Source organism: Brevundimonas kwangchunensis (assembly GCF_039523815.1).
GTDB classification, from domain to species: domain Bacteria; phylum Pseudomonadota; class Alphaproteobacteria; order Caulobacterales; family Caulobacteraceae; genus Brevundimonas; species Brevundimonas kwangchunensis.
The window spans coordinates 88,456-108,720 of the sequence record NZ_BAAAGA010000003.1 but is presented as its reverse complement, the minus strand read 5'-3'; the positions used below and the strand labels follow the sequence as shown (position 1 = coordinate 108,720).

The following is a 20,265-nucleotide window of genomic DNA, read 5'->3' as shown; positions in this document are numbered from 1 at the left end:
GAACTCAGACACTCTCGCGCAGGCGGGTCAGGCGCTGGTTCAGCTCAGCGCGCCGGGCGCTGGCCGGGGCGACGGCGGCAAGGGCCCGGTCCAGTTGCGCGACCAGTGCGTCCCGGGCCTCAATCAACCGGTTTCGATCCGGCTTCACCTTGCGTGGCCGTTTGCCGGACAGGCCGAGAGCGGCCTTCCAGTCATCACGCCACATCTCGGCGGCCTCGGCGCAGGCCTTCAACGCCTCGTCGGCGCGGGTGTCGGCGCCCTGGGCCACGCGCAGAACGGGCAGGGCGCCCAGCACGGCCCCGCGGCAGGTCTCCAGCGTCCGTCGGCGGTCCTCGTAAGGATGCGGCTCATCGCCGACAGGCTGGCCCGTCACACGGCGTGCGGCGGCCAACAGGTGGGCGTCCAGTTCGATGAAGGCGTCGCGTGCGTCAGCCCAGACCGCTTCCAGCGCCCCGGGCCGCTTCGTCGACCCATTCAGCCGCTCGCGAAGATCGGCGACCAGATCGGTGATATCCCCGGCGGTCACCCACCAAGCCTCGCGGAAGGCCTTCAGCCGCTTCGACCGGCTGTCGAACAGTCCGGCGAGACCCCGTCGAGGCTCCAGCCGGGCCGGGTCGAGACCCATCAGAGCGTCGCGGGCGGCCGACAGCCGCTCCGAAGCCTGTCCGAAATCTCCGCTGCGGACGGCTGCGAGGGCGCGATCGATCTGCGATACGGCGTGCGCGCGGGCAGGCTCGGCGAAGAGATGGGCCTGTGCGTCGTCCCAGCCGTCATGGATCGCCTCGACGCGCGCGGCGTCCAGCGCAGGCGCATTGCCCTGCCAGCGATAGGCCCCGTCAGCCATGTCAGAACTCCGCCCCCACCGGGTCTGCGCCCCGGCCGGGGCCAAGTATGACTACGACTTCGCGCGCGCGGCAACGGTGGACGCTTTGCAGGCGCATCAGGCTTCGCATTGTCGGGTCGCGCCCCGGGTGATACCGGCGATGACCAGCCCGGAGGACCGCCATGACCGCTCAGCTTCATCGCCGGATGGTCCTGACCGGTCTGGGTGCCGCCGGCCTCACGGGATGCGCGACAACGCCCTCGCCGACTCCCGGCCTGATCCGCCCGACCTTCCAGCCGCGCGCCTTTGCGCCCCTGATCACCCATCCGGGCCGGATCAGCCGCATCACCGTCTGCACCCGCCCGTTCCGCGCGCAGGGGCCCCGCATCGAGGCCGAAACGGTCGGCGACAAGCGGGTCGTCCACAACTACGGCCACGGTGGCTCGGGCTGGTCACTGTCGTGGGGTTCCGCCGCCATTGTGCGTGAACTGGCGCTGGAGGGCGGTCCGCGCCAGATCGCCGTGATCGGCTGCGGCGCGCTCGGTCTGACCTCGGCGCTGCAGCTACTGCGCGCCGGAGCGCAGGTGACCATCTATGCCGCCGAGCGCACCCCTTACACGCGCTCGGCACGCGCCACCGGCGTCTGGTCGCCAGACTCGCGGATTGCGGCCGAGGCGTCGGTATCGAAGGACTTCGCCGATCGCTGGGAGGCGATGTCGCGCCGGTCGTGGCAGGACCACCATGCCTTCCTCGGCGTCGACGGCGATCCGGTTCGCTTCATCGACCAGTACAATCTGCGTGGCGGATCCGCCGACACGGGGCCGGTGGGGCCGGCTCCTGAAACGGGCTCGGTCGGCTTCTTCCGCAGCGGGACCCGGTTGAACGGCCTCGCGCCGTGGTTCCGGGAGGTGAGCAAAACCGAACACCCATTCCCGGTGGAGTCCGTCCGATGCGGCCCGGTCATGACGTTCAATGTCGCCGAGTACGCCCGACAACTGACCGAGGCCTTCCTGCTGGAGGGCGGGCGGATCGTGCAGCGGACGTTCAACCACCCATCGGAGCTGGCCACGCTGGCCGAGCCGGTCGTGGTCAACTGCACCGGCTATGGCGCAAGGGCGCTGTTCAGGGATCAGAGCGTCACGCCGGTGCGCGGCCAGATCGCCTGGCTGACGCCTCAGCCCGAAGTGACCTATGCCCTCTGGTACCGGACCATCAACATGGTTCCGCGCCACGACGGCATCGTCATCCAGGCCAATGGATCCAGTCAGATGGTCGGCTATGGTGTCGAGGACGAGACCCCGGACCGCGATGAGGCGGAGCGGGCGCTGGAAGCCTTGGCGCCGCTGTTTGCCTGACCCTTCTCCCACGAGGGGAGAAGGAAATCGTCAGTTCAGCCCGGGAGCGACCGTGTACGCGGCCTCGGTTTTCGAGGCGACTTCTTCCAGCGTCACGCCGTCGGCCAGTTCGATCAGTTCCAGCCCCGCGCCGTCCGGCTTCACGTCGAAGACGCACAGGTCGGTGATGATGCGGCTGACCACGCCCGTGCCCGTCAGAGGCAGGGTGCAGGCCTTCAGGACCTTGGACTGGCCGTGCTTGTTGGCGTGGTCCATGACCACCACCACGCGCTTGACGCCGGCGACCAGATCCATGGCGCCGCCCATGCCCTTCACGAGCTTGCCCGGGATCATCCAGTTGGCGATGTCGCCGTTCTCGGCCACTTCCATCGCGCCCAGGATGGACAGGTTGATATGCCCGCCGCGGATCATGGCGAAGCTGTCCGACGAGCTGAAGTAGGACGACTCCGGGATCTCGGTGATCGTCTGCTTGCCGGCGTTGATCAGGTCGGCGTCGACGTCCTCGTCATACGGGAACGGGCCCATGCCCAGCATGCCGTTCTCGGACTGCAGGGTCACTTCCATGCCGGCGGGTATGTAGTTGGCCACCAGCGTCGGGATGCCGATACCCAGGTTCACATAGAAGCCGTCCTGCAGCTCCTTCGCGGCGCGCTCGGCCAGTTGTTCGCGGGTGCGGGCCATTATGCGGTCTCCCGGGTGCGGACGGTGCGCTGTTCGATGCGCTTCTCGGGCGTGCTCTTGATGATGCGGTCGACGTAGATGCCGGGCGTGTGGATGTGGTCCGGATCGATCGAGCCGGTCGGAACGATCTCCTCGACCTCGACCACCGTGACCTTGCCGGCCGTGGCCATCATCGGATTGAAGTTCCGGGCCGTCTTGCGGAACGCCAGATTGCCGCGCTCGTCGGCCTTCCAGGCCTTCACGATGGCCAGGTCGGCGATCAGGCCGGTTTCCATCACATAGTCGCGGCCGTCGAAGTTGCGCACTTCCTTGCCCTCGGCGACCAGGGTGCCGACGCCGGTGGCGGTGAAGAAGGCGGGAATGCCTGCGCCGCCCGCGCGGATGCGCTCGGCCAGGGTGCCTTGCGGATTGAACTCCAGCTGCAGCTCGCCGGCCAGATACTGGCGCTCGAACTCCTTGTTCTCGCCGACGTAGGACGAGATCATTTTTGCGATCTGGCGGGTCTCCAGCAACTGGCCCAAGCCAAAGCCGTCCACGCCGGCGTTGTTCGAGATGACCGTGATCCCCTTGACGCCGCTGTCGCGCAGACCGGCGATCAGGAACTCGGGGATGCCGCACAGGCCGAAGCCGCCGGACATGACGGTCATCCCGTCGAAGGTCAGGCCCTCCAGCGCGGCTTTCGCGTCGGGGAAGATCTTCCGCATCGCTTCCTCATGTTTTTCACCGCCTGATGAATATCGACGGCCTTTCGTCGTCCCTAACGCGCGAGGGGAGGCGGGGCAACCCCGGCCGCATGCATCCGACGCCGCAGCTGGAGCGTATCAGTTATTGAACCGCCCGGAGCCTGCCCGATGTCCCTCGCCAATGTCGCCATCCGCCAGCTGCAGGACGCGCCGTTTCCGGACTTCGTGACCCGCCCGGCGATCGACAGCCTGGTGACGGAAGCGCGCAAGCGGCTGGACCGCGAAGGCCCGCACGACGAGGCCGCGTTCGCCCGCGACATGGCCGCTCGTGTCATCGCCGAACACACGGCGGCGGCGAACGAGCAGCACTACGAACTGCCGCCGGAGTTCTTCCGTATCTGTCTCGGGCCGCGTCTGAAGTACTCCTGCTGCCTCTACCCCAATGCAGGCACGACTTTGGCCGAGGCCGAGGAGATTGGCTTGGCCGAAACCTGCGAGCATGCCGAGCTTGAGGACGGCCAGACCATCCTCGAGATGGGCTGCGGCTGGGGCTCGCTCAGCCTCTGGATGGCCGAGCGCTACCCGAACGCCCGGATCACGGCCGTCTCCAACAGCCACGGTCAGCGCCAGCATATCGAGGGACAGGCCGCCGCGCGGGGGCTGACCAACCTGACCGTCATCACCTGTGACATGAACGATTTCCAGAGTGACGGAGGCTTCGACCGTATCGTTTCGGTCGAGATGTTCGAGCACATGGCCAACTGGCGCGCGCTGCTGACCCGCGCCCGGGGCTGGCTGAAGTCGGACGGGCGCATGTTCATCCACGTTTTCACCCACCGCGACGCGCCCTATCGCTTCGACCACACGGATAGCGGCGACTTCATCGCCCAGCATTTCTTCACCGGCGGCGTGATGCCCAGCCGTGGCCTGATGCGGCAGTTCCCGGACGTATTCGAGGTCGAGCAGGAATGGACCTGGAATGGGGTGAACTATCAGCGCACGGCCGATGACTGGCTGCGCAACATGGACGCCGAGCCGGTGCGGGTCATGGAGCTGATGCGTCAGACCTATGGCGCTGACGCCGCCCTGTGGCGTCGTCGCTGGCGCCGGTTCTACATGGCGACGGCGGGGCTGTTCGGGAACGACGGCGGCAACACCTGGGCCGTCAGCCACTATCGTCTGAAGCCGGCCTGAGGGAGGAAACCCGCCATGCTGAAGTATGTGTTCGCCTATCTGGGAGCCGGGATCACCTTCGCCGCTATCGACGCGGTCTGGCTGACCACCATGGCCAACCGCCTGTACCGCCCGGTGATCGGCTCGATCATGGCCGACAAGCCTGACATGAAGGCGGCCGTCGCCTTCTATCTGATCTCCATCGCAGCCACCGTCTTCTTCGCGGTCGCCCCGGCGCTCAAGGAAGGAAACTGGACGCGGGCCCTGATCAACGGCGCGTTTCTCGGATTCGCCTGCTACGCCACCTACGACCTGACCAACCAGGCGACATTGAACGTCTGGTCCACACGACTGACCCTGATCGACCTCGCCTGGGGCACGGTCCTGACCGCGACCTGCGCCGTCGCCGGCTATTTCGCCGCCAGCTGGGCCGAGGGAAAATGGGGCTGAGCGGCCACGCCGGTTAACCTTTTTGCTCGCGTGTGACGGGCGCGCAGTAGCGTCGTTGTCCCGATCAGGTAAAAGCCGGTAACCAGTATCGGGGCTTTCCGGGGGTAGGGCGTGCGCGCCGGCATCAACGCATTGACGGTCGCCTTTGTGGTCGGTGTCGTCGCCGGTCTGGCGCTGACGCCGGACGGCCGCGCGTGGATGCGCAATCCGACGCTGATGCTGGGCGGAAACGCGGTTGCGTCGCCGGCGACTCCCGCTCCGGAGCCTGAGCCGGTCGCCGCACCCACTGTCGTTCCTGTCGCCGCTCCGGCGTCGCGCGTTGTGCGCACGCCGCTGGCCGAGCGCGCCGCCAGGGGCCAACTGCGGATCGGGGTGTTTGGCGACTCCATGGCCGATGGTCTCTATGCGGGGCTCTATCGCGACCTGCAGGGCCAGCCGAACGTCACCGTCAGCAAATTCTCGCAGGTTTCGACCGGCCTCAGCCGCTACGACTTCGTCGACATCCAGGCCAAGACCCGTCGTCAGCTGGACGAGCAGCCGGTCGACGTCGCCGTCATCCTGTTCGGCACCAACGACGCCCAAGGCATTGAGCTGGACGGCCAGGTCCATCCGTTCGGCACCGACAGTTGGAAGGCCGCCTATGCCCGCCGGGTCGACGATCTGGTGGCCCTGCTGCGCAGCCGCGACGTCGCCGTCTACTGGGTCGGCCTGCCGAAGATGAAGCGCGACAGCTTCGATGGGCGCATGGCCCTGATCAACGGGGTGGTCTCGGGCCGGATGCGCGCGCTGAACGTGCCCTACATCGAGACGACCGCCCTGACCGCCAACGACCAGGGTGGGTACGAGGCGTATCTGCCGAACGACAGCGGTCGCCGCGTCCTGATGCGGGCCAACGACGGAATACACATGTCTATGGCCGGCTATCTGCGCCTCAGCGCGCCGGTCGCCGATCGTCTGAAGCGGGACGCGGGGCTGGATCGGCCCGCCGCGCCGCAAGCGCCCGCGGGCTGACCGTGAAGGCGGCGCTGGCGGGGCTGCTGGCCGCCGGACTGCTGTGCGCCGCCCCGGCCGCGGCCCAGACCCCCTATGTCGTTATCGCTCCGGAGCCGCCGGGGCGGGGTGTCTGCCCGGACGGCCTGTGCCAGCCGCAGGCGCTGGAACCCCTGTTCAAGGCGCTCGCGGCCATGGAGGCCGGATCGCGCCAGACGCCGGTCCATATCCTTCAGATCGGCGACAGCCACACGGCCGGGGACCGCATCTCGGGCAAGGTCCGGGCTGACCTCCAGCGCCGCTTCGGCCGGGGAGGGCGCGGGGCGCTGCCGCCCGGCGTGCCTTACGACGGCTACGCGCCGCTGCAGGTGACGGTCGCAGCACGCGGCTGGGTCATGGAGACCGCGCCGCTGCAGCCACCCGCTGGCGCCCCATCACCACGCGTCGGCCTGTCGGGCGTTCGTGCGACCAGCACGCGCGACGCCCTGATGGCCTTCGACCTGGAGCCGGGCTCCGAGGCCAGTGTGCTGGGCGTCTGCGGTCGCGAAGGCGCGGACAACAAGGGACTGTCGATCGAAGCCGGCGGCGTCGGCCGCGAGATGCGCCTCGGCGCCGATGAAGTCTGCCGCCGCATGACCCTGCCGGACGGCGTGCGTCAGGTCCGGCTGCTGGCGCTGGGCGACGGGGCAGTGGTCGATTCCGTCTGGCTGAACCGCGTGGGAACGGGGGTCAGCCTTTCCAGTCTCGGCCGGGTCGGAGCGACGCTGCGGGATCTGGCGTCCCGCGACGAGACGACGGTCGCCGCTGAACTGAATGCCTGGAGCCCGGGCCTGATCATCCTCGCCTTCGGCACCAATGAGGGCTTCGACGGAGCCTTGGACGCCAGCGGCTATGAGACCCTTCTGCGCGCCCAGATCGCCCGGCTGCGCCGGCTCGCACCCGACGCCGCCCTGATGATCCTGGGGGCGCCGGACGCGCTGCGGAACGGCGCGATGAACGGCTGCAGCGTCGACCGCCTGCGCGCGCCGCCGCCGGGGCTGGCGGTGGTCCGGGACGTGCAGGGTCGGGTCGCCGCCGATCTGGGTGTGGCGTTCTGGGACTGGCACGGACGGATGGGCGGGGACTGTTCGGCGGATCGACTGGCGTTGAGGGGCGAGCCCTTCATGCGCAGCGACCGCGTCCACTTCACGAACGCGGGGGCAGACTGGATCGGCGGCGTGCTCTCGGCCGACCTGCTGACGGCCTATGATGCGTGGACGGCCGCGCAGGCGGGGGCGGAGTAGATGCTGTTCCCCACGCTGGCGTTCGGCGTCTTCTTCCTGTTCGTCTACTTCACCACCTGGTCGCTGGATCGCGAGAACGGCAAGCGCAAGCTGTTCCTGCTGCTGGCCAGCTGGTTCTTCTACGCCCAGTGGGACTGGCGCTTCGTCGCCCTGCTGATCGCCTCGGCGGTGCTGAACTGGGGCGTCGCCGCCCTGATCGCACAGCGGCCCGAGCAACGCCGCGCCTGGCTGGTCGGCGTCGGTGTGGCGGTCAATCTGATCATCCTGGGTTTCTTTAAGTATTACGGCTTCTTCGTTGAACAGGCTGGAGAATTGCTCGCCCGCTTTGACTGGGAGCGGGACCTGCCCTTGCTGCAGATCGTCCTGCCGGTCGGCGTCAGCTTCTTCACCTTCCAAGGCATCAGCTACGTCGTCGACGTCCATCGCGGGAAAACGCCGCCGGCGAAGAGCCTGCTGGATGTCATGCTGCTGATGAGCTTCTTCCCGCACCTGGTCGCCGGCCCCATCGTGCGGGCCTCGGACCTGCTGCCCCAGTTCGAACGCGCGCCGCGCCTGACGAAGGTCATGGCCACGCATGGTGTGCTGCTCATCGTATGGGGCCTGTTCAAGAAGACGGTCATCGCCTCGGAGCTGTCGGTGAACCTGGTCGACCCGGTCTTCTTCGACCCCTCGGCCTACGGAGCCGTCGACATCGCGGCGGCGGTCTATGCCTATGCGGTCCAGATCTACTGCGACTTCTCGGCCTATTCGGACATGGCGATCGGGCTGGCGGCCCTGCTGGGCTATTCCTTCCCGCGCAACTTCGACCAGCCATATCGCGCCAGCTCGATGCAGTCGTTCTGGCGGCGCTGGCACATCAGCCTGTCCAGCTGGCTGCGCGACTATCTCTACGTCCCGCTGGGCGGCGGCCGGAAGGGCTTGTTCGCCAGCTGCGTGAACGTCTTCATCACCATGGTGCTGGGTGGTCTGTGGCACGGCGCGGCCTGGACCTTCCTGGCCTGGGGCGCGCTGCACGGCGGGGTGCAGGTGATCGAGCGACTGGGCCGTGCGGTCTTCGGTGATCGCAAGGTGCTGCCGACGGTGGTCGGCGTGCTGGTCACCTTCCACATCGTCTGCCTGGGCTGGATTCTGTTCCGCGCCGAGACCTTCGATCTGGCGCTGGGCATGCTGGAGGGACTGGGCCGGATGGGGCCGGTGGTCATGCTGACCCCGCTGTCGCTGGTGCTGATCGCCGGCGGTCTGGCCATGCACTGGTTGCCGCCGCGCGCGATCGAGGGCGTGGCCGAGCGGTTGAAGACCGCCCCGGCCATCACGCTTGGCCTGCTGATCGGCGCGGCCATCCTGATGGTCGAGGCCGTCCGTCCCGAGGGCGTCGCGCCCTTCATCTACTTCCAGTTCTGACGCGTTGGAGCAGCGATGACCGACGACAAGGACAAGAACGGAGAGGGCGGGGTTCCGCTGGAACCCTTCCCCACGCACCGGCCGGAATCGCCGTTCCCGCCGCTTTACGAAAGCCTGCCGGAGCCCCGGCCCGCGCCGCCGCCCGAGCCTGAGGTCGTGCTGCCGCCGGTGACCAATCCGAACGTCCCGCCCGATCCGCCCAGCGACTGGATCCAGAGCGCCGACGCCCACGACCTCGCCGTTACCCATGCGCCGACGCGCGAGAACGCCCTGCTGGCGCTGGGTCGCTTCGCCTTCCCGCCGGGCCCACCGCCGGACGACGAGGGTCTCGCCGCCCGCGACCGCCGCTGGACCACGCGCGTGATCCTGACGGCGACCGTCTTCCTGCTGATCTTCAACGCCGTCTCGCCGCTGAACTGGTCGCGGCAGCAGGTACCCGGCTGGCTGCCCCAGACCGTGGAGCGCCTGTCCGGCGTCTGGGTGGAACAGTTGGCCCTCATGCGGGCCGACGACCCGCGACAGGGTCTGCGAGACATGTGGAACGCAGCCCGCGACGCCCGCTTCATCGGGCAGGAACCGGCTCCGGCGCGGGATGACGAACCCGCCGCGGGTTGACCGGACTCGCGAGCCGCCCCTAGCGTGCCGCCGCCCGTCGGGCTGGCGGGCGTTGGGAACAGGTCACATGCGTCATCGTCTGCTCGGCCGGGCTCTGCCCGCCTTCGTGCTTCTGGCCGCCCTGTCGGGCCCGGCCTTCGCCCAGGACCCACTGGCCTACCAGCAGCCGCCGGCGCCGATCGCGGACATTCTGGACACCAAGCCGACCCCGACTTCCAGCCTGTCGCCGGATCGCACGACACTGGCGCTCTACGACCGCGCCAACCTTCCGCCGATCGCCGAACTGGCCGAGCCCATGCTGCGTCTGGGCGGCTATCGCATCAATCCGCGCAACAACGGCCCGGCCAATAGCCGCGTCAGCTGGTTGACCGGCCTCAGCTTCCAGCCCGTCGCCGGCGGGGCGGCACGCCCGGTCCAGCTGCCGGCAAACGCCCGCTTCATGTCGCCGTCCTGGTCGCCGGACGGGCGCTCGGTCGCCCTGCTGATGGACGCGCCGACCGGGCTTGAGCTCTGGGTCGTCGATGTCGCCAACGGCCGTGCGCGCAAGGTGACCGAACGGGTCAACGCCGCCTCGGGCAGCGCTTTCGACTGGACCCCGGACAGCGCCGGCTTCGTGGTGCGCCTGACCCCGGAAGGTCGCGGCGCCGCGCCTGACGTGACCCGTCCGCCGGCCGGTCCCATCGTGGCCGAGAGCATGGGCCGCGCCGCTCCGGTGCGCACCTATCAGGACCTGCTGGGCGATGCCGGCGACGAGGCCCTGTTCGACCACTACTTCACCTCGCAGCTGACGTATGTCCCGCTGAATGGCCGCCCCCGCGCTCTGGGTCAGCCCGCTGTCTATCTCGGCGCCGTGGTGTCGCCGGGCGGCCAGCACGTCCTGACCACGACCGCGAAACGGCCCTACAGCTATGTGGTGCCGGCCAGCCTGTTTCCTGCCGAAATCAATGTGATCGATCTGCAAGGTCGCGCGGTGCATCAGGTCGCCGACCTGCCGTTGCGCGACAACGTGCCGACCCCGTTCGACGCCGTCGCCCCCGGGCCGCGCTCGGTCTCGTGGCGCGCCGACGCCCCGGCGACCCTGGTCTGGACAGAGGCCCAGGACGGCGGCGATCCGCGCACGCAGTCCGAGGTTCGCGACCGCGTCTTCACCCTGGCCGCGCCCTTCACGGCCCAGCCGACGACCCTGATCGACCTGAATGAACGTTACGGTGGCGTGCAGTGGGGCGACGCTGATACGGCCTTGGTCAACAGCCGCTGGTTCAACACCCGGCACGAGACCCGCTACGTCGTCGATCCCTCGAACCCGGGCACCGGCCGCGTCCTGATCGAGCGCAACTATCAGGACCGCTACAACGATCCGGGCTTCCCGGTGACCGAGCCGAACGGCACGGGCTTCTCGGTGCTGCGCATGACCGCCGACGGCTCGAAGGTTCTGATGAGCGGCGCCGGCGCGACGCGGGAAGGGGAGTATCCCTTCCTCGGCACGATGGACCTGCAGTCCGGCCAGAGCGAGCGCCTGTGGACCTCGGCCTCGGGCGACTACGAGAGCATCGTCGGCATTCTGGACGACGATGCCCGTCGTCTGGTGACCCGTCGCGAGACGCGCAACGATCCCCCGAACCTCTACGTCCGCAATCTCGACGCCCAGTCGCCCGACGCCCTGACGCAGTTCCAGGATCCGGCGCCGCAACTTGCCGGGGTGACGCGCCAGCTGATCACCTACACCCGCGCTGACGGGGTCCAGCTGTCGGGCACCCTCTATCTGCCGGCTGGCTACGACAAGGATCGCGACGGCCCGCTGCCGCTGGTGATGTGGGCCTATCCGGCTGAGTTCACAGACGCCGCCGTGGCCGGTCAGGTGGTCGACACCGCCAACCGCTTCGTGCGTCCAGGCGGTTCCAGCCACCTGTTCCTGTTGACCCAGGGCTATGCGGTGCTGGACGACCCGTCGATGCCGATCATTGGCCGCGATGGGGCCGAGCCGAACGACACCTATATCGAGCAACTCAGCGCCAGCGCCGAGGCCGCCGTCAATGCCGTAGTCGAGATGGGCGTGGCGGACCGTGACAGGATCGCCATCGGCGGCCACAGCTACGGCGCCTTCATGACCGCCAACCTGCTGGCCCATACCGATCTGTTCCGCACTGGCGTGGCACGTTCGGGCGCCTACAACCGCACCCTGACGCCGTTCGGCTTCCAGGCCGAGCAGCGGAACTACTGGGAGGCGCCGGAGACCTACAACGCGATGTCGCCATTCGCCTTCGCCGATAAGGTCAACGAGCCGATCCTGCTGATCCACGGCGAGGCCGACGACAACCAGGGCACCTTCCCGATGCAGTCGGAACGCTTCTACGCCGCGCTCAAGGGCAATGGCGCCACCGTCCGCTACGTCGTCCTGCCACTGGAAGCCCACGGCTACCGCGCCCGCGAGTCCGTCGGCCACACCCTGTGGGAAACGGTCCGCTGGCTGGATCAGTATGTGAAGAACGCCGGCCCGCGGGAGTAGGGGGCGGGGGCGACCCCTCCACCCCCGGCTTTGCCGGCGGTCCCCCTCCCCGTTACGCGGGGGGGGGCGCAGACACACACTCACCTCCACCGCAGGTGGGGAGGTGGCTCGACGGCGATCAGCCGGCGAGACGGAGGGGTTCGACGCCGCCCTGTACCTCGACCGGCGCGCTCATCCCGTCGGCGCCCTTCTCGACCACGAAGGTCTTCAGCACGCGGCTCTCGTACGGCTTCTCGAAGATGGTCGAGACCGCGTGCAGTTCGCCGGTCGCCCGTTCCGGCGTCAGGGTCAGCAGGACGAAGCCCTTGGCGGCCTGGTCGCAGAGCAGGACCTCCTCGTTGGCCGCGTTCAGGGCCGCGCCCAGCGGGACGCCCTGGACCATGTCGCCCGGCGATGGGCTGGAGATCGAGCTGGTGGCGAACTCGACGGCGGCGCGGCGTCCGCCGGCGTCTTTCAGGTCGTTGACCCAGAAGGCGTGGCTGTCGCCGGCCAGCACGATCGGCTGAACCCCGGCTTCCGCGAAGGCGGCGTACAGGCGCTCGCGGCCCGCGGGATAGCCGTCCCAGCTGTCCAGATTGAACGGCACCCCCAGCTTGAACAGCTCGACCGACTTGCGGACCTCGGCCCGCACCTCGGCCGGCAAACGGGCCATCAGCACCGCGATCTCCAGCGAGGAGGCCATCTTCGTGATGTCCGGTCCCTGCACCCGGGCCATGACGACCTGGTTGCCCAGCACCTGCCACGGCCGCCCGGCCTCGCGCGAGGCGGTCAGGGTGGAACGGATCCAGTCGCGCTGGCTGTCGCCCAGCAGGTCGCGATCCGGCGCATTGAGCTTGGCCCGGAAGCCGTCCAGATCGGGATGGGCGTTACGGCCTTCGCCTACGGTCGGCATGTCGCGGACGTAGTCCAGTCCCTCCTGCCGCGCCAACAGCCGGGTCTCGACCATCAGCAGGCTGGCCAGATCGCCAAAGTCGAAGCTGCGATAGATGGCCTCCGGCGTCAGGCCGTTCTCCGGTTCCCGGATCGGCATCCATTCGAAGTAGGCCTTCAGCGCCGCGGCCTTGCGAACCGAGAACTCGCCCTCGGTTTCGGGCTGGTGGTTCTGGGCTCCGGCCTGCCAGGTGTCGTTGGTGACCTCGTGGTCGTCCCAGACACAGATGAATGGCGCGCGGGCGTGGGCGGCCTGGAGGTCCGGATCGGATTTGTACTGGGCGTGACGGGTCCGGTAGTCGGCCAAGGAGACGATTTCGTGCGCCGGCTCGGGCAGGCGGTTCAGCCGGGCGCCGGTGGCCATGCCGTATGAACCGGGCTCGGCCCCATACTCGTAGATGTAGTCACCGAGGTGGACGACGGCGTCGAGCCGTTCAAGCTTCGAGACCGCATCCCAGGCATTGAACAGGCCGCCGGGATAGAGCTGGCACGAGGCCACGGCCAGCACTGCATCCGCCGTTGGGCCAGCGGGCAGGGTGCGGGTGCGGCCTTGGGGCGAGGTGCTTTCGCCCGCCGTGAAGACGTAGCGATACTCGACACCGGGCTCGAGACCGGACACCGGAACCTTGACCGTGAAGTCACGCTCCTGGCCGGTCTGCACCGTGCCCGAGGCGGTCGAGCTGGCCGCGCCCTCGACCCAGACGGACCAGTCGACCCGCACCGACCGCGCGGCCGGATCGGCCGGGGTGACGCGAGTCCACAGGATGACGCCGTCCTGACGCGGATCGCCGGAGGCCACGCCATGGGCGAAGCGGACGGACGGCGCTTCCTGCGCGACGGCGGGCAGGCCCGCGCCCGCCGCACCGACGCCCAGAAGGCCAAGAACGCTGCGGCGGTGAAGGCTCATGCTAGCGATCCTCAGTACTTCAGGCCGATGACGACGCCGAAGGTGCGCGGCTCGCCGGCGATGAACGTCGGCATGCCGAGGCTGTCACCCGTGTTGCCGGCGTCCTTGATGAACTCCTCGTCGAGCAGGTTGTCGGCGAAGGCCTCGACCGACCAGTCGCCCGCCTCGCCGGTGAAGCGAACCCGCAGGTTCAGCAGGCCGTAGCTCTTCTGCAGTTCGTCCACCACGGTGTCGGGGACGAAGTTGCGGGTCTGCAGGTCGGTGCGATCGTTGTCGTCGCTGAAGAACATCTCCGACTGCCAGCTCCAGGTCGGCAGAACCTCGAGGGTCCCGCCCTCGATCGGCAGGCTCCAGATCAGGCCGACCGAGGCGCGGTGGTCGGGCGACAGGCGGAAGCGGTTGCCGTCGTAGATCCCGGCCTCGAAGCGGGCGTGGCTGTACGCATAGGTGGCGAACAGATCGAGGGTGTCCATCGGGCTGAAGAAGACCTGTCCCTCGAAGCCATAGGCCCTGGCCTCGCCGGCGTTCGTCGTGATGAACTGGGTGCCGTCCTGGATCGTCGTCTGGAAGTTCGAGTAGTCGTACAGGTACACCGCGCCGTCGAGGCTGAGGGCGCCGTCCATCAGGGCGGTGGTCTTGAAGCCGGCTTCGTAGCTGTCGACCTCTTCGGCGTCCACGACTTTGAAGCGCGGGGCGCCGAACGGAGCCGACGGCGCGGCGGCCGACAGCACGGCCGGGCGGCGGCCGCGGGCGTAGTTGGCGTACAGGCTGCTGTCGTCGCTCAGCGCGTAGCGGGCGGTCGCGCGCCAGGTGAAGCCGTCGTCCTCCAGATCCTGCGTGAGCAGGTTTCCGTTGCCGGCGGTCGGCTGGAAGGTCAGGCCGAACGGCGGGAAGGCGGCGGTGACCGGCGCGGTCGCGGCGCCCGGCGTCGCCAGCTGGCCGACGATGCCATTGGCGAAGGCGCCGAGTTGAGCGGCCTGGGCCAGGGCGGCCGGTGTGCCGACGGCGACCAGCTGGGCGATCTGGCCCTGGAGCTGCTGCACAGCCAGCAGGCCGCCGGCGACCGAACGGCCGTTGACGACGGCGGAGGAGAAGCCGGTCGTCTTGTCGTCCTGGGTCCAGCGCACGCCGGCGGCGAACTCCAGTCGGTCGGTCGGGCGCCAGGTGACGTCGCCGAACAGGTCGATCGATTCCAGCTCGGACTCATTGGTCGCCGCCTCGATGTGCGACGACTTCAGGTTCGAGGCGATGCCCGGGATCACCGGCGCCGGCAGACCCAGACCGCCCAGGATCGGATTGATCAGCGCCGGGTTCGAATAGGCCGCCAGCGGCAGGTGGGTATTCAGTCGGGCCAGCGGCGTGCCGTCCAGCAGGCCGGCCAGCTGGGCCAGGGCCACGCGCTCGTTGAACTCGGTCGGCGTGCGCTGCGAGCCTTCCTCCTTGAAGTAGCCCGCACCGACGAAGGCCGAGATCGGGCCGCCGTTGTCGAAGTTCAGGCGGAACTCCTGGCTCCATTGACGGCCGTCGACGTCCTCGACGGCGGTCAGCAGGGGCAGGGAGATGCCGTCGGCGTCGAACACCTCGTAGGAGTCGAAGCGGCGGAAGGCGGTGGTCGAGGTCAGGCTCAGGCTGTCCGACAGGGTGACACGGCCGATGCCGGTCACGCCCCAGACTTCACGGTCCAGACCCAGTGGCTTGCCGCCATCGATGTTCGTGCCCGGCGTCAGGGCCGCGCCTTCCCACGGATCGCGACCGCCCAGCACGGCGCCCGTCGTCGGGTCCTGCGGCGCGTAGGCGATCGATTTGAACGAGGTGCCCGGCGCTTCGTCGGCCTGATAGTTGGCGATCAGGTCGAAGCGGAAACGGTCGTTCGGCTGGAACGCCGCGGACAGACGGAAGGCCTGGGTGTTTAAGCCGTTGTAGTCCGGGCCGCCCAGCAGGTTGTCGACATAGCCGTCGCGGCTCTTCAGACGCGTGGCGAAACGCAGGGCGGCTGTGTCGCCGACCGGCATGTTCACCATCAACTCGCTGAGGCGGTAGTCCAGATTGCCCACGCCGCCGCGGGCCTCGGCCGAGATCCCCTCAAGGTCGGCCTTGTTCTGGATCACGTTGACCGCGCCGATCAGGGCGCCGCGGCCGTACAGGGTCGACTGCGGACCCTTGGCGACTTCGATCCGCTCGACGTCGAACAGCTCGACGTAGGAGCCGCGCGACTTGGAGATCGATACGCCGTCCTGGAACACCGACACCCGCGGTTCGGTGGTGGCTTCACCCGAGTCCGAGGTGATGCCGCGCATCACGAAGCCAGGATTGTTCGGCGACTGGTTCTGGACGAGGAAGCCCGGGGTGAAGGCCGACAGTTCCTCGAAATCCTGAACGCCCAGATCGGCGAGGCGGCGGGCGTCGAACGCCGTCAGGGCGAACGGCACCTCGGTCGCGCTCTGTTCGCGCAGCTGGGCGGTGACGATGACCTCGTCCAGTTGGGAAGGGCCGGCGTCCTGGGCCGATGCCGCACCGGCCCACGTCAGGGCGAGGGCGCTGACGCCAAGGAGAACGGATGAACGTTGAACGCGGTGAATCATGACAGGCCCCTGCGGTTACGCCGCCCGAACTAGCGGAGCTGTATGCCGCCGGGACGACGAAGCGGCGACCGCGACGTGAAGCTGGCGCGTCTATCGCGTGAAGAGCCGTCAGGGAACGGCGCAACGAAAAAGGCCCGGCAAAAGCCGGGCCTTTCGTTAGATCGGCGCTTTGACCTAGCGCTTCTTGACCTCGGAAGCGTCGCCGGTCCCGCCATCGGTCACATCGCCGACGATCGGATTCTCGGCCTGAACCTGCGGACGGCTGGAGCGCCAGTTATCGAAGTCGGCGGAGAATTTCTCCCGTCGTTCGCTGCGCCAGTCGTGGTAGTCGCGGTCGAAGCCCGACAGCTGCTGCTCGCGCCAGTGCAGATAGTCGGGTTCGAAATCATGTCGGCTGGCGTGGTGATTATGGCGGGCGACATCCTTGCCAGGCCCATCCCAGATCTCGCTGCCGGGTGCGCTGAAGCGGCCGTAATCGGTCTGCTGCTGACCGCGATAGCCGAAGTCATCCTCAGTGCGCGAACGGGAGGTCTGCCGCTCGTAATCCTGGGACGGCCCGTAGCCGCTGCGATCATATCTGCCCTGAACGCCGTAATAGTCGCCATAGTCACCGCGGGTGTAATCGCTGCGGCCTTGGTCGGCCCTTCGATACTCAGCCGTTGGCTGTTCATATCCGGCCCAGCGCGGCGAGCCCCGGTCGCGCGCCTGTTCGGCGCTGGTCGCGTCGCGGTCGCGGGCGTACTGGCCGCTGCCCTGCTGGAGATATGCGTCGGCTGTTCGGCCGCCGTCACCTTCGCTCCAGCTGCTGCTTTCGTCATAACGGCGATCGCGGGCTTCCCACCTGCCATCATCTCGCTCGCGACGGCCGAAGTCATCCTGCGGGCGGTGTCGGAAGGGATTTTGCATGGTTCGTCTCCTGTTGGGGGATGCTCGAAAAACCATGTGGGGCGACCCCTGTTCCGACGATCACAAGGACCTTACAGGCTTGGCCTTGTCAGGAATGGAAGGGTGTTCTGCTCGCCGAACGGTGGTTCTGGTTTTCAGGTTCTGGAGGGGACTGATCATGAAAACCATGCTTCGCGCGGCGGCTGCCGCGGCCCTGCTGGCGACCGGCGCCTGCTCGCTGGTCACTGGCGGAGATCTGATCCGCGAGGGAGAGCCGACCGGCTATCTGGAGATCCGCAACGTTTCGCGCAGCGCGTCCATCGACGTTGTGCTGGTATCGACCTGCAGCGCCTCGACCTACGGTCTGAACCGTCTGCCATCCGGACACAGCATCCCTGCCGGCGGCAGCTATCGCTTCACCGTTTCGGCCGGTTGCTGGGATGTCGGAGCCGGTGAAGTCCTGAGCCAGAACAGCTGGACGCAGGGCTTTGCACGGGTCTCGGTCGCGCCGGGGCAGGTCACGGTGATCCAGTCGCGCTGACGGGCGCGAAAGAACTCCGTTTCCCGCTGAACCTTTGCCGCAGCGCATCATTGTTGTTGCGTAAGCGTCGCCTGTCGGTTCACGCTGCAAATTCCTTGCGGTGGGGGCGGCATGGCCTTTGATGAGATGTCCGGCGATGGCGGCACGATCCGCGACAGCTATCGCGGACTGGAGCGCTGGCTGAAGGAGGCGCCCGAGGGGCTGTTGCAAGCCCGCTCGCGCCAGGCCGAGCTGTTCTTCCGCCGCATGGGCATCACCTTCGCGGTCTATGGCGAGGCCGAGTCCAGCGAGCGACTTATTCCCTTCGACGTCGTGCCGCGCATCATCGGCGCCGCCGAATGGGCCGGGCTGGAGAAGGGGCTGATTCAGCGGGTGCAGGCGATCAACGCCTTCCTCGGCGACGTCTATGGAAAGCAGGAGTGTCTGAAGGCCGGGATCATTCCGCCCGAACTCATCCTGACCAACCCCAACTATGCCCCCGAGATGCAGGGCCGACGTCCGCCGCGCGATATCTGGGTCCAGATCTCCGGCGTCGATCTGGTCCGCACCGGCGAGGACGGCTTCTTCGTGCTGGAGGACAACTGCCGCACGCCCAGCGGGGTCAGCTACATGCTGGAGAACCGCGAGATGATGATGCGGCTCTTCCCCGACCTGTTCGCCGACTATCCGGTGCGGCCGGTCGAGACCTATACCGACATGCTGCTGGCCTCGCTGCGCGCCTCTGCGCCGGAGGGGGCGGGCAAGGATCCGACCATCGTCGTGCTGACGCCCGGCCCGTTCAACTCGGCCTACTACGAGCACAGCTTCCTGGCCGACAAGCTGGGGGTCGAGCTGGTCGAGGGCAGGGACCTGTTCGTCGATGACGGGCGGGTCTTCATGCGGACGACCGAGGGCCGCCAGCAGGTCGATGTCATCTACCGTCGCATCGACGACGACTTCCTCGATCCCCTGACCTTCCGCCCGGATTCGACGCTGGGCGTGCCGGGGCTGATGACGGCCTATCAGGAGGGCACGGTGACCTTGGCCAATGCGGTCGGCACCGGGGTGGCGGACGACAAGGCCGTCTACACCTATATGCCCGAGATCATCCGCTTCTTCACCGGCGAGGAGCCGATCCTGAAGAACGTCCCGACCTGGCGCTGCCGCGAGCCGGAGGCGCTGAAGGAGGTCCTGTCCAAGCTGGACCAGCTGGTGGTCAAGGAGGTCGGCGGCTCGGGCGGCTATGGCATGCTGGTCGGCCCCGCCGCGACGAAGGCGGAGGTCGAGGCCTTCCGCAAGAAGCTGATCAACGACCCCGACGACTTCATCGCCCAGCCCACCCTGGCCCTGTCGACCGCGCCGACGCTGGACAAGGGCGAGCTGGCGGGTCGCCACGTCGACCTGCGGCCGTTCGTGCTGTCGAGCCCGGACGGCGTGAAGGTCGCGCCCGGCGGTCTGACCCGGGTCGCCCTGAAGCCGGGATCGCTGGTGGTGAACTCCAGCCAGGGCGGTGGAACCAAGGACACCTGGGTGCTGGACGTCTGATGCTCTCGAGAACCGCAGACAGCCTGTACTGGACCGGCCGCTACATCGAGCGGGCGGACTTCCTCGCCCGCATCCTTGAGGCGACGCTGCGCCTCGCCGCCATTCCGACGCGGGGCGACGGCGACGCAGAGACCGTCTGGGCCAGCGCCCTGGCCTCGGCCGGCGCGCCCAAGGCGCTGGGCCGGACGCCGACCGAGAAGTCGGTGCGGGAGTATCTGGCCTTTTCGCCCGAGAACGCCTCCTCGATCGCCAGTTGCATCACACGAGCGCGGACCAACGCCCGGTCGGTGCGTACAGCCCTGACAATCGAGCTGTGGGAAGCGCTGAACGGCGCGTGGAACGGGCTGGCGGAGCAGGGGCAGCCGACCCGGCGGGACGACTTCGTCCGCTTCCTCGAATGGGTCAAGACCGTCACCCTGTCGGTCGAGGGCGCCAGCAGCCGGACCATGCTGCGCAACGACGGCTACTACTTCCTGCGTCTGGGCGCCGCGATCGAGCGGGCCGACAACACCGCCCGCCTGCTGGACGTGAAGTACAATCTGCTGCTGCCCGAGGGCGAACGGGTCGGCGGGCAGCTGGACTATTTCCAGTGGACCACCCTGCTGCGAGAGGTGTCGGCCCTGACGGCCTATCGCTGGGTCTATCGCGACAGCGTGAAGCCGTGGCTGGTGGCGGACCTGCTGGTGCTGAACCGCCAGATGCCGCGGTCGCTGGCCAGCTGTCAGGCCTCGATCGTCCGCTATCTGGAGAAGCTGGCCAGCGACTACGGCCGGCGTGGGCCTGCGCAACGGCTGGCGGCGGAGCGGCTCCGGCACTTCGACAACGCCAAGATCGACGCCATCTTCCAGTCCGGCCTGCACGAGTACATCCAGTCGTTCCTGAGCGAGAACGGACGGCTGGGGCAGGCCATTCACGACCAGTACCTGAGCTGAGCGT

Annotated in this window: 17 protein-coding genes; 11 read left to right on the top strand and 6 right to left on the bottom strand. The window is 68.2% G+C overall.

Features of this window, described 5'->3' with window-relative positions:
• Window positions 1–4 precede the first annotated feature (4 nt).
• Entirely contained in the window at window positions 5–844 is an 840-nt protein-coding gene (locus ABDZ95_RS08025) for a hypothetical protein (protein WP_343792489.1), read from the bottom strand.
• Window positions 845–1,005: 161 nt separating this feature from the next.
• On the opposite strand from ABDZ95_RS08025, the gene ABDZ95_RS08020 reads away from it, so the two are divergent.
• Window positions 1,006–2,178, top strand: a complete 1,173-nt coding sequence (locus ABDZ95_RS08020; RefSeq protein WP_343792487.1) for an FAD-dependent oxidoreductase — start codon at window positions 1,006–1,008, stop codon at window positions 2,176–2,178.
• A gap of 30 nt (window positions 2,179–2,208) precedes the next feature.
• Here the strand turns inward: ABDZ95_RS08020 and ABDZ95_RS08015 are convergent, their stop codons facing one another.
• Both ABDZ95_RS08015 and ABDZ95_RS08010 read right to left on the bottom strand, forming a co-directional pair.
• Entirely contained in the window at window positions 2,209–2,859 is a 651-nt protein-coding gene (locus ABDZ95_RS08015; protein WP_343792485.1) for a 3-oxoacid CoA-transferase subunit B, read from the bottom strand.
• The gene (locus tag ABDZ95_RS08010) at window positions 2,859–3,563 is read right to left on the bottom strand and encodes a CoA transferase subunit A (RefSeq protein ID WP_343792483.1); all 705 of its coding nucleotides are present in this window, start codon (window positions 3,561–3,563) and stop codon (window positions 2,859–2,861) included. The genes ABDZ95_RS08015 and ABDZ95_RS08010 overlap by 1 nt, the downstream gene beginning before the upstream one ends.
• Window positions 3,564–3,710: 147 nt before the next feature.
• Between ABDZ95_RS08010 and ABDZ95_RS08005 the strand changes: the two genes are divergently transcribed.
• The 7 genes from ABDZ95_RS08005 to ABDZ95_RS07975 all read left to right on the top strand — a co-directional run bounded on the left by ABDZ95_RS08005 (window position 3,711) and on the right by ABDZ95_RS07975 (window position 11,960).
• The gene (locus tag ABDZ95_RS08005; RefSeq protein WP_343792481.1) at window positions 3,711–4,736 is read left to right on the top strand and encodes an SAM-dependent methyltransferase; all 1,026 of its coding nucleotides are present in this window, start codon (window positions 3,711–3,713) and stop codon (window positions 4,734–4,736) included.
• A gap of 15 nt (window positions 4,737–4,751) precedes the next feature.
• The gene (locus ABDZ95_RS08000) at window positions 4,752–5,165 is read left to right on the top strand and encodes a DUF2177 family protein (RefSeq protein WP_343792479.1); all 414 of its coding nucleotides are present in this window, start codon (window positions 4,752–4,754) and stop codon (window positions 5,163–5,165) included.
• Window positions 5,166–5,276: 111 nt separating this feature from the next.
• Window positions 5,277–6,176, top strand: a complete 900-nt coding sequence (locus ABDZ95_RS07995; RefSeq protein ID WP_343792477.1) for an SGNH/GDSL hydrolase family protein — start codon at window positions 5,277–5,279, stop codon at window positions 6,174–6,176.
• A 2-nt stretch (window positions 6,177–6,178) separates the two neighbouring features.
• Window positions 6,179–7,438 carry a GDSL-type esterase/lipase family protein gene (locus ABDZ95_RS07990; protein WP_343792475.1) on the top strand — a complete coding sequence of 420 codons (1,260 nt, stop codon included), beginning with the start codon at window positions 6,179–6,181 and terminating at the stop codon, window positions 7,436–7,438.
• Entirely contained in the window at window positions 7,439–8,839 is a 1,401-nt protein-coding gene (locus tag ABDZ95_RS07985) for an MBOAT family O-acyltransferase (protein WP_343792473.1), read from the top strand. It begins immediately after the preceding gene.
• A gap of 15 nt (window positions 8,840–8,854) precedes the next feature.
• Window positions 8,855–9,454, top strand: a complete 600-nt coding sequence (locus tag ABDZ95_RS07980) for a hypothetical protein (protein WP_343792471.1) — start codon at window positions 8,855–8,857, stop codon at window positions 9,452–9,454.
• 67 nt (window positions 9,455–9,521) lie between these two features.
• Window positions 9,522–11,960, top strand: a complete 2,439-nt coding sequence (locus tag ABDZ95_RS07975; protein WP_343792469.1) for an alpha/beta hydrolase family protein — start codon at window positions 9,522–9,524, stop codon at window positions 11,958–11,960.
• Window positions 11,961–12,078: 118 nt separating this feature from the next.
• Here the strand turns inward: ABDZ95_RS07975 and ABDZ95_RS07970 are convergent, their stop codons facing one another.
• The 3 genes from ABDZ95_RS07970 to ABDZ95_RS07960 form a co-directional block, all read right to left on the bottom strand.
• Complete coding sequence (locus ABDZ95_RS07970; RefSeq protein ID WP_343792467.1) at window positions 12,079–13,797, bottom strand: alkaline phosphatase D family protein; 1,719 nt, start codon at window positions 13,795–13,797, stop codon at window positions 12,079–12,081.
• A gap of 11 nt (window positions 13,798–13,808) precedes the next feature.
• Window positions 13,809–16,379: a TonB-dependent receptor gene (locus ABDZ95_RS07965; RefSeq protein WP_343792465.1), complete on the bottom strand. Its 2,571-nt coding sequence runs from the start codon at window positions 16,377–16,379 to the stop codon at window positions 13,809–13,811.
• 174 nt (window positions 16,380–16,553) lie between these two features.
• Window positions 16,554–17,285: a hypothetical protein gene (locus tag ABDZ95_RS07960; protein WP_343792463.1), complete on the bottom strand. Its 732-nt coding sequence runs from the start codon at window positions 17,283–17,285 to the stop codon at window positions 16,554–16,556.
• Window positions 17,286–17,442: 157 nt separating this feature from the next.
• Between ABDZ95_RS07960 and ABDZ95_RS07955 the strand changes: the two genes are divergently transcribed.
• The 3 genes from ABDZ95_RS07955 to ABDZ95_RS07945 all read left to right on the top strand — a co-directional run bounded on the left by ABDZ95_RS07955 (window position 17,443) and on the right by ABDZ95_RS07945 (window position 20,261).
• Entirely contained in the window at window positions 17,443–17,805 is a 363-nt protein-coding gene (locus ABDZ95_RS07955) for a hypothetical protein (protein ID WP_343792461.1), read from the top strand.
• Between the two features lie 111 nt (window positions 17,806–17,916).
• Window positions 17,917–19,329, top strand: a complete 1,413-nt coding sequence (locus tag ABDZ95_RS07950; RefSeq protein ID WP_425542980.1) for a circularly permuted type 2 ATP-grasp protein — start codon at window positions 17,917–17,919, stop codon at window positions 19,327–19,329.
• Entirely contained in the window at window positions 19,329–20,261 is a 933-nt protein-coding gene (locus ABDZ95_RS07945; RefSeq protein ID WP_343792459.1) for an alpha-E domain-containing protein, read from the top strand. Before ABDZ95_RS07950 ends, ABDZ95_RS07945 begins: the two co-directional genes overlap by 1 nt.
• Window positions 20,262–20,265: the final 4 nt, after the last annotated feature.

Excerpts from the sequence above, each read along its gene's own strand:
- ABDZ95_RS07950 (WP_425542980.1), top strand. The coding sequence starts at position 17,917 with ATGGCCTTTGATGAGATGTCCGGCGATGGCGGCACGATCCGCGACAGC.
- ABDZ95_RS07985 (WP_343792473.1), top strand. The coding sequence starts at position 7,439 with ATGCTGTTCCCCACGCTGGCGTTCGGCGTCTTCTTCCTGTTCGTCTAC.
- ABDZ95_RS07975 (WP_343792469.1), top strand. The coding sequence starts at position 9,522 with ATGCGTCATCGTCTGCTCGGCCGGGCTCTGCCCGCCTTCGTGCTTCTG.
- ABDZ95_RS08020 (WP_343792487.1), top strand. The coding sequence starts at position 1,006 with ATGACCGCTCAGCTTCATCGCCGGATGGTCCTGACCGGTCTGGGTGCC.
- ABDZ95_RS08015 (WP_343792485.1), bottom strand. The coding sequence starts at position 2,859 with ATGGCCCGCACCCGCGAACAACTGGCCGAGCGCGCCGCGAAGGAGCTG.
- ABDZ95_RS08000 (WP_343792479.1), top strand. The coding sequence starts at position 4,752 with ATGCTGAAGTATGTGTTCGCCTATCTGGGAGCCGGGATCACCTTCGCC.
- ABDZ95_RS07970 (WP_343792467.1), bottom strand. The coding sequence starts at position 13,797 with ATGAGCCTTCACCGCCGCAGCGTTCTTGGCCTTCTGGGCGTCGGTGCG.
- ABDZ95_RS08010 (WP_343792483.1), bottom strand. The coding sequence starts at position 3,563 with ATGCGGAAGATCTTCCCCGACGCGAAAGCCGCGCTGGAGGGCCTGACC.
- ABDZ95_RS08005 (WP_343792481.1), top strand. The coding sequence starts at position 3,711 with ATGTCCCTCGCCAATGTCGCCATCCGCCAGCTGCAGGACGCGCCGTTT.
- ABDZ95_RS07965 (WP_343792465.1), bottom strand. The coding sequence starts at position 16,379 with ATGATTCACCGCGTTCAACGTTCATCCGTTCTCCTTGGCGTCAGCGCC.
- ABDZ95_RS07960 (WP_343792463.1), bottom strand. The coding sequence starts at position 17,285 with ATGCAAAATCCCTTCCGACACCGCCCGCAGGATGACTTCGGCCGTCGC.
- ABDZ95_RS07980 (WP_343792471.1), top strand. The coding sequence starts at position 8,855 with ATGACCGACGACAAGGACAAGAACGGAGAGGGCGGGGTTCCGCTGGAA.
- ABDZ95_RS08025 (WP_343792489.1), bottom strand. The coding sequence starts at position 844 with ATGGCTGACGGGGCCTATCGCTGGCAGGGCAATGCGCCTGCGCTGGAC.
- ABDZ95_RS07945 (WP_343792459.1), top strand. The coding sequence starts at position 19,329 with ATGCTCTCGAGAACCGCAGACAGCCTGTACTGGACCGGCCGCTACATC.
- ABDZ95_RS07955 (WP_343792461.1), top strand. The coding sequence starts at position 17,443 with ATGAAAACCATGCTTCGCGCGGCGGCTGCCGCGGCCCTGCTGGCGACC.